Raw genomic sequence first — 14,289 nt, 5'->3', positions numbered from 1 at the left:
TCAGAGATAACGGATTATTTCTTCCGGACGGTCTACAATATGACAGGCTCCGTTTTCTGTCAGTTCCTGACGGGGACGGAAGCCCCAGCTGACGCCGATGGAAGTGATGCCACTGCGCCGGGCTGTTTGCATATCTACCCCCGAATCTCCGATATACAACGCATCCGCAGGAGTTATTCCGGTTAGGTGTAAGATCTCGTAGACAATTGCCGGATCGGGTTTTGCAGGTATGTGCCCGCGTTGTCCCAGTACAACCTTGAAAAGATCCGTGCCGAAATAATGCCGGATCAGCTCGACGGTCCCCTGATGATATTTATTGGAAGCAACAGCAAGCTGTATACCTTTGGCCGATAAGTGTGACAATAATTCCGGGATACCCGGATAAGGGCGGGTCAGGTCTGTCTTGTGTCGCTGATAATAGCCTACAAATTCTTCCCGTAACTGCAGGATAGTCGGTTCACAGCGTTCCGCTTCGGGTAAAGCCCGTTCGATCAATTTTGTAATACCGTTTCCGACAAAATAGCGGTAAGCCGGCAAGTCATGTTCCGGATAGCCATGTTGCCGGAGAGCATAGTTGGCACTTACAGCGAGATCGTCGATGGTATTCAGTAGCGTCCCGTCTAAATCGAATATAACCAGTTTTTTATTCATCTTGTTTTCAATTCTTTATACATCATTTCATAACTAGGTACAGGAAGGTGGAGGGCTTTACCGTTTTCAACCACATAACCGGTCAGCGTCTCTAGTTCTGTCGGTTTGTGCTTCCTGAAATCCGTATGCATCGAAGTGGTGGCGTCATAAGGCATTTTCTCCTGGTCGGCAATGACTTGCCGGATCATATCTTGAGGTAGATGTATCCCCTGTGCCTGTGCTATTGCATAAAGTTCTTCGCCCAGCTTTTCATAACCGGAACGATGAAATTCGAGTACTTCTCCTATGCTTTGATCGTAGTATGAAGTGAGGGTGGCACTCAGAGAGATCAGAAAGAATTTTCTCCAGATCCGGTCGTGTATGTCTGCGGGATTTAAAGCTGAGATACCTGCCCGGCTCATCAATTGCAGCAATTCGGCCTGACGCAGACGGTTGCCTTCCGGATCACCGAACCAAAGCCGGTCCTGCTCTGTAAATTTACTGACTGTTCCCGGAGCCGAAAGCCGGGCTCCGATATACACACAACCGTACCAAACCTGGTGTCCCGGGACTAGCCGCCGGATTGCTTCTGTAATATTCGCTCCGTTTAATAAAGGAATAATAACGGTCGACGGCCCGATAAGAGGACGTATTTCTTCAAGATTTCCGGCTAAATCATAGCTTTTGGTGGTACAGAACAGATAGTCGACCGGGCCGATGTCCTTCGGAGAATGAGTCGCCAGGGTCGGATGGGCGATGATTTCCTCGTGCAGAGTCTGAATTTTCAGTCCTTTGCGTGAAATGATTTCCAGATTTTCCCCCCTCGAAATAAAGTAAATTTTAATGTTTTCTGATTGCCGGTAAAAATGAGCCAGTCTGCCCCCATAGTAACCCCCGACACCGCCGATTCCTGAAAATGCAATTTTAATCTCCATACTACTTTCTTTCCGATTCGACTTCAAAAGTATGTTTTTTGTCAGAAAGATCAAAAATGAGGGGGAATTAAATAATTGTAACGAATAAGTGACAGAATGATTCTACGATAAACGATCCTGAGGGTGCTTTGTTTATGGCTCTATGTTGGCCGCCGGGGACTGTGTAAGTCCCGCGGACAAGGCGCCCGCAGGATCGAAGACTTTATAAGCTAAAACGTTATGCCGAAGCTGAACATACCGATGTGTTCGTAAACTGTGCTGAGCAGGCCTAATATCAGAATACCTGCCGTGCAGACAATCAGGCTGAGACGGGTATAGATATCGGAACGGACAGGGGCGATAGCTTCTTCGGTTTTGTTGATAAACATGGCTTTGACAACCAGCAGATAGTAATAGAGGGAAATGATCGTATTCAGCAGGGCGATGAATACCAATACATAAAATCCCTGTTCGGCTGCGGCGGCAAAGATGAAAAATTTACTGAAAAAACCGGCAAACGGAGGAATCCCTGCTAAAGAGAATAAAGCCAGCATCATGACGATACTTAACTTCGGATTCGTGGAATACAGACCGTTGTAGTCGTCGATCGTGATCTTGCCTGTCCGGTTTTCGATGATGGCGATCACCCCGAAAGCAGCCAGGTTGGAGATCATATACACCAGGATATAATATACCAGTGACGTCATCCCGATAGCGCTCCCGCTGATCACTCCCAGCATAATATATCCGGCTTGTGAAACCGAAGAATAAGCCAGAAAACGCTTCAAATTCTGCTGGCGGATGGCAAACAGGTTGGCTACGGTGATGGTTGCGATAATGATTACATACAGGATTGCCTGCCATTCTGTCACCAGATTACCGAATACTTTAAATAATAGAGTCATCAGTACGAAAGCTGCAGACCCTTTGGAAATTACCGAAAAATAAGAAGTCACCGTAGTCGGTGCACCTTCATAAACGTCGGGTGTCCATTGGTGGAAAGGCACCAGTGAAATCTTAAAAAACAATCCCACGATAAAAAATCCGAAGGCCATATATTGGAGCGGATTCCCTGAAATGCCTGCCGGTATGTCGGCAAAATAAAGTGTGCCGACCGTCCCGTAGATCAGGGAAATACCGTAAAGCGACAATCCTGAAGCGAAAGTAGCCGAGAGAATATATTTAGCCCCGGCCTCTGCCGACTGGTGTTTGTATTTGTCGAATGCAGACAACACGGCCATCGGTATAGAGGCTGTCTCCAGACCGATGAAGAATAACAGAAAATTGCCCGCAGAAATCATGAAATACATACCCAGCAAGGAGGAGAACAGAATCAGGTAAAATTCTCCCCGGCGGATCAGGACCGACTCGCTGTTTACCCAATTATAAGCCTGGAGCAGGACAATAAGCGTACCTGTGTTCAGGATAGTTTTTACGATCGAACCGATGGGGGTGCACACATACATCCCTCCGAAAGCCTCTGCCGTCCCGGCAGGGAAAAGATTTAGCAGTGTATGGGCCAGAAACAATACACAGGCTACCGGATGAAAATATTTCAGGCTTTTCTGAGAGCCGAACAAGTCGTATACCAGCAGGATCAACATGACGGCGATCAGTGAAAGCTCTTCTTTTAGGAACAGAAAATTAGAATATCCCATATTTAATAATTTTACGATTTACGATATCTTAAAACGGCCACAATCCGTTTAAACTTTCCCGGATCATATCCGATATCCACAACGGAGCCAGCCCTATCCCTGCAATGGCAAGGATCAGGACGATGACTGAAAAACGTTCGTACCATACGGCATCGGTCAGTTGCAGGTGGTGTTCGTCAACCACTTTACCATAGAGTAGTTTACCGACAACCCGCAGGATATAGACGGCAGTGATCACAATCGAAGTGCAGGCCAGGATAGTCATCACCCGGTGGAATACATCGGCATGCTGAAAGGAACCGACAAAAATAGTCATCTCGGCTACAAAACCGCTTAGACCGGGAAGTCCTAATGAAGCCAAACCGGCGATCACGTAGCAGGTCCCCAGGAAGGGGATGATTTTCATCAGGCCTCCCATTTCCCGGATATCCCGGGTATGGGTCCGTCCGTAAATCATACCGATCAATGCGAAGAACAATGCTGTCATCAGTCCATGGCTCAGCATCTGCATAATGGCTCCTGTCACGGCCGTTTGATTAAGCATCAGGATTGCGAATAATACCAGACCGCAATGGCTGACCGAAGAATACGCATTGATGTATTTCAGGTCGGTTTGGACGATAGCCGAATAAGCACCGTAAACCACACTGATACCCGTCAGGATAATGAATATCCACGAAAGTTCTTTAGCTGCTTCGGGCATAAGGCAAATGGCCACCCGGAAACAACCGTAGCCTCCCAGTTTCATCAGCACGCCGGCGTGAAGCATCGACACCGCTGTGGGCGCTGAAGCATGACCGTCGGGACTCCAGGTGTGGAAAGGAAAGAGAGCTCCCAGTACACCAAAACCGATAAAGGTAAGCGGGAAGAACCACCGTTGCAATTCGTCCGGAATATGCTGACGCGCAATGTCAAGAATGTTCATGCTTGTCGCTCCCGAATTGAAATAGATACCCAATATCCCGACGAGCAGCAGGGCCGAACCACCCATCAGCATCAGGGTCAGCTTCATGGCTGCATATTCTTTTTTACCGGTGCCCCAAACTCCGATCAACAGGTACATCGGGATGAGGGCGATCTCATAAAACATAAACATGGTGAAGAGGTCGGTGGAGATGAAAAAACCGAAGACACCGATACTCAACAGACAAAACCACATAAAGTATTCCCGGGGCAAGAGTTCCATCTTCCACGAAGTGAATATGCCGGTGAATACGATAATGGAAGATAATAATAACATAGCGACCGAAATGCCGTCGACCCCCACCGAATAATGAATATGAAACGGGGCATACCACACGCTGCTGGCGGTGAAAAGCATTTCTGCCGTATTTCCGCTGTTCCTTTCTCCCAGAAACAATACCGTCAGTGCTACGGCAAGAAGCAGCAGGAGGGAAGCTCCTGTCGCACAAACTGCACGAATTTGTTTGATGTCCGATGCCAAAAGTAAACCTCCTAACATCAAAACCGGGATCAGAACGAATAAGGATAAGAAATTCATAATGTTCAATTTTATAATTTACGATCCTATATCAACACCACTAATAAAACAAGCAATAAAGTGCCCACCAGGAAAACAAAAGCATATTGCTGGATTTGTCCCGACTGTAATCCGCGGATAGCGTACGACACCCGTTGGGTAATATAGGCCATTCCGTTCATGGTACCGTCGATGATGTGGCGGTCGAACCAGGCGATCGGGCGGGATACACCGTTGAAAATGATTCGTTTGGTGATAAACAGGTAAAACTCGTCGATGTAAAAACGGTGATAGGCTGCTTTATAGAAATGGGCATACATATGTTGCAGCCGGTCGGGAATATCGCACTTCGATTTGTAAAAGAAAGTGGCGATACCGATGGCGATTAAAGCGATTATAATGCTGGGAATGGCGACACTCCAATCCAGGTGGATGTGGTAAACCAATCCGTCGCTGCTCACAAAATGCCCGAACGGGATGAAACCTGCAAAAAGTGTGATCGCGGCAAGGATCATCAGGGGAATGGTCATCGAGCGGGGAGCTTCGTGGGGAGTATGTGCGTACTGTGACGGAGTGCCCCAGAAGATATTGTAGTAGAGCCGGAACATGTAAAAGGCTGTCAGACCGGCAATAAAACTCATCAGGATACCGAAATTCGGGTTGAAATCGAAAACGGCTGTCAGAATCTCGTCTTTACTGAAAAATCCGGAAAAAGGAGGAATTCCCGATATGGCCAGACAAGCGACGAGGAAGGTCAGATGCGTAAAAGGCATATATTTACGCAGACCACCCATGCGGCTCATTTCATTGCTGCCGATGGTATGGATGATGGCTCCTGCGCAAAGGAAGAGCAGGGCTTTGAACATGGCATGTGTGAAAAGGTGGAACATCGAAGCCATATAGCCGAGTCCCTGATGGCCTCCCATACCCGAGACTCCGAGCGCAACCATCATGAAACCGATCTGAGAGATGGTAGAAAAAGCCAGTACCCGTTTGATATCGGTTTGTACGCAGGCTACTACGGCTGCATACAACGAAGTAAAAGCCCCCACATAACCGATGCCGACCAACACATCCGGGGCTGCACTGACGTATACAGGGAACAGACGGGCCACGAGAAAAACGCCGGCAACCACCATCGTTGCTGCATGAATCAGAGCCGATACCGGGGTAGGACCTTCCATCGCGTCCGGTAACCAGATGTGTAATGGGAACATTGCCGATTTTCCGGCACCACCGATGAATATCAGAGCCAAGGCCCAGCTCATCACGGAAGCTCCCATGAAAGTGACACCTGCAGCTCCTGCAAAAACGGAAGCATCACCGGAAGTCAATAATTCGAAGCTGAATGTCTTGGTGAAATACGACAGCAACAGAATGCCCAGTAAAAAGCCCAGGTCGGCAAAACGGGTGACGATAAACGCTTTTTTCGAAGCTGCGATGGCTTCGGGTTTTGTATAGTAGAATCCGATCAGCAGGTAGGAAGAAACACCCACCAGCTCCCAGAAAATATACATCTGGAAAATATTGGGAGCTACTACCAGACCTAACATAGAAAAGGTGAACAAGGATAGAAAAGCGTAGTAACGCTGAAAACCGCGTTCGCCTTTCATATAGCCCATACTATAAATATGTACCATCAGCGATACTGTTGTGATGACCACCAGCATCATGACAGAAATCGGATCCAGCAATATACCCAGATCGATGTGGAGGGCTTCTGTGAAACGCAGCCATTCGAAATCGACAGGCATTATCCGGGCAAATACTCCGTCTACCCGGGGAGCTGAAAAATAAAGTCCTGCAGTGATATAGGCCAGGCCTGTTGTGACAGCCAGAGAGAGGCTGCCGATATAGCCGGCTGTGTTCGGACGGAGTTTCATCCCGAATAATCCGAGCACCAGGAAAGTGAGCATCGGAAGCAGGAGGATCGATATTGTATATTCCATAATCTGAAGTTTAGTCTTTCAATTTATTTAAATTCTTCACCTGAATATTCCGGATGTTCCGGTATATATTGATAATGATTGCTATGGCCACTGCTGTTTCACAGGCCGATATTCCGATAGCGAACAGGGTGAAGAAAAAACCTTCCAGTTGGTCCGGGAATAAAAAACGGTTGAAAGCCACAAAATTGATATCTACAGAATTCAGAATCAATTCAATAGAAATCAATACCGCTAACATATTCCTGCGGGTCATAAATCCGTAGATTCCGGCGAAAAACATGATCGTGCTGATCACCAGATAATATTCCATCGTTATTTCCATACTATTCAATTTTCATGTTTAACGTTTCCGGGCGATCAGGATACCCCCGATAATACAAGCCAACAACAAAACACTGATTACCTCGAAAGGTAACAGATACTGGTATTTCTCCGTCCCCATCAAAGCGGTTCCGATCACTTTCTGGTTGATCTCACCGGGTACGAAATGCGATACCGGGAACGAGTGGGTAAGTGTGATGAAGATACAGAGGGCTGCACCTCCTACCGCAGCCAGTATGCCGGCAAAAAATTTGCTGTTTTTGATCTTGTCGGCTTTCTTATTGTCGGAACTGGTCAGAAGAATCGAGAATACGTATAATACAATGATACCTCCGGCATATACAGTCAGCTGTACAGCTCCCAAAAAGGAATAGTTCAACTCGAAATATATACCTGCCGTAGCAAATAACACGAACAGCAGATAAGTCGCCGAACGCAATATCCGCTTCGTGGTGACGGTCAGTATGGAGCAGACGACGATCACTGCTGCCAAAAATAAAAAGACCGCTTGGGGGAGAGTTATATTCATAAGATTTCTTTTATAATATACTTAATTCAATCTTTTGCCGGTCAGGCTTCATTTTTGGTTTCCAACCTGGAACCTTCGTGGTTTAGTTGGAGTACCAGTTTCTCACGGGTAAAAACGGCGTGTTCGTAGGTCGGGATAAAAGTAATGGCCTGATGGGGACAGCTCCGCACACATAGCTGGCAATACAGACAGCTACCGTGGTCATACAGATACCGCACCAGTACCTTTTTCTTTTTTCCGTCTTCGGTAGTTACCATTTCCGATTCGACACGGATGGTATCGTTCGGACAATTCATTTCACAGATACCACAGGCGACGCAATGGTGTTCGTTGCGTTCGTTGTGGGGCATCGTCAGCTCACCCCGGAAACGGTCGAACATTTTCAGGGTAGCCCGGTTCTCCGGATATTTTTCAGTAGTCTTGGGGGTGAAAAATTCCCGGAGGGTAATGCTCATTCCTTTCAGTAATGAACCTAAACCATTGAAAAATGAACTGAAATATTCTTGTGTACTTCTCATAAATCTTGCTAAAAATGTAATTTGAATACCACCACAAAGACCATCAGGAACAGGTTACACAAATTAATGGGCAACAGGTATTTCCATTCCAGTGTCAGCAACTGGTCGATACGCAGGCGGGGGAATGTCCATTTAAACCACATGATGATAAATACCATAACGGCACTTTTTCCCAGAAACCAAAAGATCGAAGGGATGTAGTCCATCACGGTGTTGAAATTTTCCCAACCCGGTATATGTAAAGGCATCCAGCCGCCCCAGAATAAGGTAGTCGCTACGGCTGCCACAATAAACATATTGACGAATTCGGCCACGTAGAAGAAACCGAAGTGCATGCCCGAATATTCGGTATGGTAACCTGCTGTCAGTTCCGATTCGGCTTCGGGTAAGTCGAAGGGACCGCGGTTGGTTTCTGCCGTACCTGCGATCAGATAGACGATAAAAGCGATTAAAGCCGGGAGATGGCCTTTAAAGATAAACCAGCCGTCTGCCTGGCTTTCGACAATCGTCGAGAGCTGCATGCTGCCGGTAAGCACTACCATCGTCAGGATCGATAACCCGATCGATAACTCGTAGCTGATCATCTGGGCTCCGCTTCGCATGGCCCCGATCAGGGAGAATTTGTTGTTACTGGCCCAACCTGCCAGCAAAATACCGACAATACCGATGGAGGATACTGCGATCAGGAAAAATATCCCGACATTGAAATCGATAATCTCCAGCCCTTTGGCAAAAGGTATACAGCTAAAAGCCAATAAAGAGGCTATGATGACAATGTAAGGAGCCAGGTTGAACAGAAAACGGTCTACATGATTGATCTCGATGATCTCCTTGATCAGCATCTTGATCATATCGGTGACAGTTTGTATCATTCCGAAAGGACCTACCCGGTTCGGACCCAGACGGCATTGGAAGAAAGCACAGACTTTCCGCTCTGCATAAATCAGGCCGAGTGCCATGACTGCATAAGCGACCAATAAACAGACACCGACCAGGACAAATTCAGTGGTGGTGACCAGCGAGGCGGGCAGATATTGGTGTAGGGTGGCGTCGACCCATTGTGTTACTACTCTAAAATCAAACATATCTTATTCTCATTTATCTTTCATCTATCATCTTTCTTTTCTTATCGGTCGATGTCCGGAACGACATAGTCCAGTGAGCCGCCGATAGCGATCAGGTCGGCAATTTTGTTGTTGCTGGCGAGCAGATCGACTACCGATACCAGCGGAAGACCCGGCGAACGGAATTTCACCCGGTACGGGAATTTATCTCCGTGGCTTTCGATATATACACCGAATTCTCCCCGGGCGGCTTCGACACTTTTGTAGTATTGGCCTTCCGGAAGTTTGATGATCGGTTTGGTCTTAACGGCGAAATCTCCCTCCGGAATATTGTCGACCAGCTGCTCCAGGATGTGAAGCGATTCGACGATTTCATCCATACGCACCATGTAGCGGTTGAATGTATCTCCATGGTTGTAAGTGATTTCTTTGAAATCGACTTTATCGTATACCCCGTAAGGATGAATTTTACGGATATCGCATTTCCAGCCTGAGGCACGTCCTGAAGGACCGGTTACTCCATAGGAAATAGCATCTTCCAGAGAAAGAATACCGATGTCTTTCATCCGCTGCCGGGCGATAATATTACCGGTGAAAACACCATGATATTCTTTTAGCATAGGGGGCAGGTATCGGATGAAATCTTTGATCCTTGTGATCAGATTCGGATGGATGTCGGCCATGACTCCTCCGATGCAGTTGTAATTCTGAATCAAGCGGCCCCCACAGGTTTCTTCGAACATGTCCAGGATCTTTTCCCGGTCGCGGAATCCATAGAAGAAAGCGGTCAGGGCTCCCAGGTCCATACAGAAGGTGGACCAGAACAGAAGATGGGAAGCGATACGGGTCAGTTCGTCCATAATCGTCCGGATATATTTGGCCCGTTCCGGGATTTCCAGCCCCATCGCCTCTTCGATACACATACACAAGGCGTGACGGTTCATATGGGCCGAAAGGTAATCCAGCCGGTCGGTCAGTGCCAGAGTCTGGGGATAGGTGAGGGTTTCACACATTTTTTCGATTCCCCGGTGGATATATCCACAGTTGACATCCACTTTTTTTACGATTTCTCCTTCCAGGGATACCCGGAAACGGAGCACTCCATGTGTGGCAGGGTGTTGGGGGCCGATGTTTACGACGTATTCGTCATCTTCGAAAATAACGTTTTCCCTTTCTTCGATCGTCCCTTCTTTTGTCAATTCCAGGGTAGGGGTTGCATCCGGGCTGCTTTCACTTTCCAGACGGATGGGGTTGATCTTTTCGTCCGCATCGTAATCTTTACGCAACGGATAACCGATCCAGTCGTTCCGCAGGAATAACCGGCGCATGTCGGGATGGTTGATAAACCGGATACCATAAAAATCGAATACTTCACGTTCGTTGAGGTTGGCTGTAGCCCAAATGTCCGAGACACTCGGCAATTCGGGATTCTCCCGGTTTTCGGTTTCAACCCGTAAGGCCAGGTCGTGACCGTATTTGCTGGATCTCAGATGGTACATGACGCCCAGGGTTTCGCCCCAGTCCATACCGGTCATACATACCAGAAAATCGAACGAAGTATCCTCGTCATTGCGCAAACGAAGGGCCAGATCATGAAAAGAGGTACGTGGAACGCTAACGAACCATATTCCATGTTTTTCTTCCAGGATAGCTTCCGGTACAATACTTAATATCTTCTCTTTCATAAATTGTTCGGATTACATTGGGGGGTAGCTTCGTCATTACTGTTCCTGGGGTCTTGCTGTTTGTTGGCTCCTCCGAGGAATTTCTCGACTTTGATTTTCCGTTGCAGCTGCATCATGCCGTAAAGCAGCGATTCAGGACGGGGAGGACAACCGGGAACATAGACATCTACCGGTAATATTTGATTTACACCTTTTACGACATGGTAGGATTTCTTGAACGGTCCGCCCGATATGGCACATCCCCCCATAGCGATGACATATTTGGGTTCGGCCATCTGATCGTACAACCGCCGTAATACCGGAGCCATTTTGTAAACGATAGTACCGGCAACGATGATTACATCCGCTTGCCGGGGACTGGCCCGGGTGACTTCAAACCCGAAACGGGCAAAATCATAACGTGCCGCACCCACTGCCATAAATTCAATACCACAGCAGCTGGTGGCAAAAGTAAGAGGCCATACCGAATTCGAACGCCCCCAGTTGATGAGATCGTCCAGGCATCCCACAATGATGTCGGTGCCGTTGGCCCTAAGTTGTTCGAGGTACTCATTATCTTTAAAGTCCTCATATTTCATTGATTTTATCTTGGGTTGTTTCATCGTTTTTCCGTTATTTTTTGTTCTGACTTTCCCCTTCTCTTCATCTCCAGCCTTTTGCTTTTAGCCTTTTACTTTTACCTTTTTTTACTTCCATTCCAGTGCCCCTTTTCTCCAGGCATAGGCTAATCCGAGGATCAGGATAACCATGAAAAACAAAATGTTGATCAATCCGTCGATACCTGCGTCCTGTACGGTGACGGCCCAGGGAAATAGAAATACCGCTTCTACATCGAACATCAGGAACAGGATCGCAAACAAATAATAACCGGCTTTGAACTGCATCCACGAACGGCCACGGGTTGGAATACCGCATTCATAAGCTTCTCCCTTTTGCCGGTTATAAGAACGGGGAGATACGATGCGGGCGACGCCAAGGGCAATCCCCACTAAAGCAATAGCCGTAAGAATTACGACAATTAATAAGGTCAAATTCATAACAGAATATGTTTAAAAAATACCTAAAATACTGAACTATCGCCGTCCGTTTCCAGACGACACTTTTTTATTTGAACGAATCGGCGATTTAAATAATAACTTTTTGTAGTGTATAGATGTAGTAGTCGGTGTGATCCGGTCCGGTGAAAACTGCTTGCCGGGGAATGAATTTATTCAAGGGATCTTCTGCCGGTGATTGTATTTTATTATGCCTGGCCTGAGTAAATAACCTGATGAAAGCTTTTTTATCCGGCATTTTTTTTGTGTGTTCTTCCGTAAGGTCACCTGCATTGAAATGCAGGAAAGATACGAGCGAGGCCAGCATATTATCCGCTTGATTAATAATCGTAGTGCAGGACTGGACAGGAAGACATACCTTGGAGGCATCGTTGGCTTTACAGGTCTCTGACAAACAGTTACCTGTTACGAATAATAATATGATCCATTTAATAATTTGCACACTCATTTTTTTGAACGTGCGAATATACGATTTAATTTTTAGGTTTGGGATACAATTTATATTAAAAAAAACTGAATTAATTCGGCAATATTCCTTTACCTTTGCCGGTGATTACTGAGTGGGAGGCCTATCTTCAATCCTCTGTTTAACTAAATCGCTATGGATAAATTACTTTCTCCGATGCAGGATTTACAACAACAATCGGCCATGCTGCAAAAAGAATACGAATATGAAAAAGAGTTGTATCGTCAGCAGACCCGTGAGGCCGGTATTCCGAAGCGAATCCAGCAGGGAGTGTGTTGGTTTCCGGTGAAGCTGGGGGCCGATCGGTATAATTCACTCAACCAGCTGACAGTCGAAGTAACGCGTACAGAGACGGAAGAGACTGAACATAGCTTTGAATACGGATGTCCTGTTTGTTTTTTTAGGATTTCGGCTGATAGGCAGATCCGTTATTTCAACTTTTCTGCCGTGATCAGTTATGTACAGGATAATAAAATGGTAGTTGTACTTCCCGGACCGCAGGTATTGCCGGAATTAGTCGTTACGGGTGAGTTGGGGGTACAGTTGTATTTTGACGATACTTCGTATAAGACGATGTTCGCTGCCCTGCGTGAGGTGGCAGAGGCAAAGGGAAATCGTACGGCTCGTTTGCGGGAGGTATTGCTGGGTAAAGCACCTGCACTTCGGCGGGAGACCGGTCCGGTGCGTTTCCCCTGGCTGAATGCTTCGCAGGAGAAGGCAGTGAATCAGGTGTTGTGTGCAAAAGAGGTGGCTGTTGTACACGGACCTCCTGGAACCGGTAAGACGACGACATTGGTGGAGGCTGTTTATGAAACCCTTCACCGTGAAAATCAGGTGATGGTGTCTGCCCAGAGTAATACGGCGGTGGATTGGATTGCAGAAAAACTGGTCGATCGGGGTATCCCCGTGCTTCGTATCGGAAATCCTACCCGGGTAAACGATAAGATGCTCGCTTTTACTTACGAACGTCGTTTCGAGGCACATAGCGACTATCCGGAATTGTGGCAAATTAGAAAGACTATACGGGAGATGACCGGCCGTTTACGTAAAAGCGGGCGTGAAGACCGGGAGCGTTTGCATAATCAGCTGACTAAATTGCGGGTAAGGGCGACCGGCTTGGAGATACGTATCGATACGGAGTTGTTTACCGAAGCCAGGGTTATCGCCTGTACCTTGGTGGGTGCGGCTAGCCGGGTATTGGAGCGCAAACGCTTTTCTTCTTTGTTTATCGATGAGGCTGCCCAGGCGATCGAAGCGGCTTGTTGGATCGCGATCTCCCGGGCCGACCGGGTGATTCTGGCCGGCGATCATTGCCAGCTACCGCCGACGATCAAATGTATAGAGGCTGCCCGGGGAGGGCTCGGCCGTACTTTGCTGGAGAAGGTGGTGCTGCACAAACCGGAGACCGTGTCTTTGTTGAAAATCCAATACCGGATGCATGAAGATATTATGCGCTTCCCTTCCCGCTGGTTTTATCATGATGAGTTGGAAGCGGCACCGGAAGTGAAATACCGGGGTATCCTCGATTTCGATACGCCTGTCAGCTGGATCGATACTTCCGAACTGGATTTACAGGAAAAAGCAGTGGCAGAAGGAACCGGACGTCTGAATACCGGAGAAGCCGAATTGTTAGTCCGGGAACTGAAAAATTATATGGAACGGATCGGAATCCGGCGTATTTTGGAGGAGCATATCGATTTCGGGGTGATATCACCTTATCGGGCACAAGTCCACTATTTAAGGCATCTGTTGAAAAAAGAGCCGTTCTTTCGTCCTTGCCGTCGCCTGATCACCGTGCATACGGTTGATGGTTTTCAAGGGCAAGAGCGGGATGTGATTATGATCAGTCTGGTCAGGGCCAACGAAAAAGGGCAGATCGGTTTCTTGCGGGATCTGCGGCGTATGAATGTAGCCATTACCCGGGCCCGGATGAAATTACTGATTTTGGGCGAAGCGGTGACGTTGACCAGACATCCTTTTTACCGCGAGTTGTATGAATATATCGGTGGGCTCCGGTGAG

14 protein-coding genes are annotated in these 14,289 nt (G+C 47.4%); 1 reads left to right on the top strand and 13 read right to left on the bottom strand.

The genetic code is table 11. The features are described 5' to 3' along the window. From ODOSP_RS07255 to ODOSP_RS07195, 13 genes are all read right to left on the bottom strand, one after another. Complete coding sequence (locus ODOSP_RS07255) at positions 1-651, bottom strand: HAD family hydrolase (protein WP_013611704.1); 651 nt, start codon at positions 649-651, stop codon at positions 1-3. Next, positions 648-1,565, bottom strand: coding sequence for a ketopantoate reductase family protein (locus ODOSP_RS07250; RefSeq protein WP_041556525.1), 918 nt, complete (start codon positions 1,563-1,565; stop codon positions 648-650). Before ODOSP_RS07250 ends, ODOSP_RS07255 begins: the two co-directional genes overlap by 4 nt. 209 nt (positions 1,566-1,774) lie before the next feature. Continuing rightward, a complete protein-coding gene (locus tag ODOSP_RS07245) occupies positions 1,775-3,202 on the bottom strand; it encodes an NADH-quinone oxidoreductase subunit N (protein ID WP_013611702.1) in 1,428 nt (475 codons plus the stop codon). Positions 3,203-3,230: 28 nt separating this feature from the next. Continuing rightward, on the bottom strand, positions 3,231-4,703 hold the full coding sequence (locus ODOSP_RS07240; protein ID WP_013611701.1) for a complex I subunit 4 family protein: 1,473 nt from the start codon (positions 4,701-4,703) through the stop codon (positions 3,231-3,233). A 26-nt stretch (positions 4,704-4,729) separates the two neighbouring features. Continuing rightward, a complete protein-coding gene (gene nuoL, locus ODOSP_RS07235) occupies positions 4,730-6,631 on the bottom strand; it encodes an NADH-quinone oxidoreductase subunit L (RefSeq protein ID WP_013611700.1) in 1,902 nt (633 codons plus the stop codon). A gap of 10 nt (positions 6,632-6,641) precedes the next feature. Continuing rightward, entirely contained in the window at positions 6,642-6,941 is a 300-nt protein-coding gene (gene nuoK / locus ODOSP_RS07230) for an NADH-quinone oxidoreductase subunit NuoK (RefSeq protein WP_041557249.1), read from the bottom strand. A 30-nt stretch (positions 6,942-6,971) separates the two neighbouring features. Beyond that, positions 6,972-7,481 (bottom strand): NADH-quinone oxidoreductase subunit J family protein, encoded by a 510-nt coding sequence (locus ODOSP_RS07225; protein WP_013611698.1) that lies wholly within the window; start codon positions 7,479-7,481, stop codon positions 6,972-6,974. 41 nt (positions 7,482-7,522) lie between these two features. Continuing rightward, positions 7,523-7,999, bottom strand: a complete 477-nt coding sequence (locus tag ODOSP_RS07220; protein WP_013611697.1) for a 4Fe-4S binding protein — start codon at positions 7,997-7,999, stop codon at positions 7,523-7,525. Positions 8,000-8,007: 8 nt separating this feature from the next. Further along, positions 8,008-9,084, bottom strand: a complete 1,077-nt coding sequence (gene nuoH / locus ODOSP_RS07215) for an NADH-quinone oxidoreductase subunit NuoH (protein WP_013611696.1) — start codon at positions 9,082-9,084, stop codon at positions 8,008-8,010. 41 nt (positions 9,085-9,125) lie between these two features. After that, positions 9,126-10,748, bottom strand: a complete 1,623-nt coding sequence (locus ODOSP_RS07210) for an NADH-quinone oxidoreductase subunit D (RefSeq protein ID WP_013611695.1) — start codon at positions 10,746-10,748, stop codon at positions 9,126-9,128. Then, entirely contained in the window at positions 10,745-11,350 is a 606-nt protein-coding gene (locus tag ODOSP_RS07205) for an NADH-quinone oxidoreductase subunit B (RefSeq protein WP_013611694.1), read from the bottom strand. Before ODOSP_RS07205 ends, ODOSP_RS07210 begins: the two co-directional genes overlap by 4 nt. Before the next feature lie 84 nt (positions 11,351-11,434). Next, the gene (locus tag ODOSP_RS07200; RefSeq protein ID WP_013611693.1) at positions 11,435-11,785 is read right to left on the bottom strand and encodes an NADH-quinone oxidoreductase subunit A; all 351 of its coding nucleotides are present in this window, start codon (positions 11,783-11,785) and stop codon (positions 11,435-11,437) included. A gap of 88 nt (positions 11,786-11,873) precedes the next feature. Continuing rightward, a complete protein-coding gene (locus ODOSP_RS07195; RefSeq protein WP_013611692.1) occupies positions 11,874-12,251 on the bottom strand; it encodes a hypothetical protein in 378 nt (125 codons plus the stop codon). Between the two features lie 153 nt (positions 12,252-12,404). On the opposite strand from ODOSP_RS07195, the gene ODOSP_RS07190 reads away from it, so the two are divergent. Then, complete coding sequence (locus tag ODOSP_RS07190; RefSeq protein WP_013611691.1) at positions 12,405-14,288, top strand: AAA domain-containing protein; 1,884 nt, start codon at positions 12,405-12,407, stop codon at positions 14,286-14,288. Position 14,289: the final 1 nt, after the last annotated feature.

Origin of the sequence: Odoribacter splanchnicus DSM 20712 (assembly GCF_000190535.1) — a bacterium.
Classification (GTDB): Bacteria; Bacteroidota; Bacteroidia; order Bacteroidales; family Marinifilaceae; genus Odoribacter; species Odoribacter splanchnicus.
This window is presented reverse-complemented; position numbering and strand designations above follow the sequence as displayed.

Bases quoted from the DNA above. Each gene is read 5' to 3' on its own strand.
- ODOSP_RS07190 (WP_013611691.1), top strand. From the start codon at position 12,405: ATGGATAAATTACTTTCTCCGATGCAGGATTTACAACAACAATCGGCC.
- ODOSP_RS07200 (WP_013611693.1), bottom strand. From the start codon at position 11,785: ATGAATTTGACCTTATTAATTGTCGTAATTCTTACGGCTATTGCTTTA.
- nuoH (WP_013611696.1), bottom strand. From the start codon at position 9,084: ATGTTTGATTTTAGAGTAGTAACACAATGGGTCGACGCCACCCTACAC.
- ODOSP_RS07245 (WP_013611702.1), bottom strand. From the start codon at position 3,202: ATGGGATATTCTAATTTTCTGTTCCTAAAAGAAGAGCTTTCACTGATC.
- ODOSP_RS07220 (WP_013611697.1), bottom strand. From the start codon at position 7,999: ATGAGAAGTACACAAGAATATTTCAGTTCATTTTTCAATGGTTTAGGT.
- ODOSP_RS07255 (WP_013611704.1), bottom strand. From the start codon at position 651: ATGAATAAAAAACTGGTTATATTCGATTTAGACGGGACGCTACTGAAT.
- ODOSP_RS07205 (WP_013611694.1), bottom strand. From the start codon at position 11,350: ATGAAACAACCCAAGATAAAATCAATGAAATATGAGGACTTTAAAGAT.
- ODOSP_RS07195 (WP_013611692.1), bottom strand. From the start codon at position 12,251: ATGAGTGTGCAAATTATTAAATGGATCATATTATTATTCGTAACAGGT.
- ODOSP_RS07225 (WP_013611698.1), bottom strand. From the start codon at position 7,481: ATGAATATAACTCTCCCCCAAGCGGTCTTTTTATTTTTGGCAGCAGTG.
- nuoK (WP_041557249.1), bottom strand. From the start codon at position 6,941: ATGGAATATTATCTGGTGATCAGCACGATCATGTTTTTCGCCGGAATC.
- ODOSP_RS07250 (WP_041556525.1), bottom strand. From the start codon at position 1,565: ATGGAGATTAAAATTGCATTTTCAGGAATCGGCGGTGTCGGGGGTTAC.
- nuoL (WP_013611700.1), bottom strand. From the start codon at position 6,631: ATGGAATATACAATATCGATCCTCCTGCTTCCGATGCTCACTTTCCTG.
- ODOSP_RS07240 (WP_013611701.1), bottom strand. From the start codon at position 4,703: ATGAATTTCTTATCCTTATTCGTTCTGATCCCGGTTTTGATGTTAGGA.
- ODOSP_RS07210 (WP_013611695.1), bottom strand. From the start codon at position 10,748: ATGAAAGAGAAGATATTAAGTATTGTACCGGAAGCTATCCTGGAAGAA.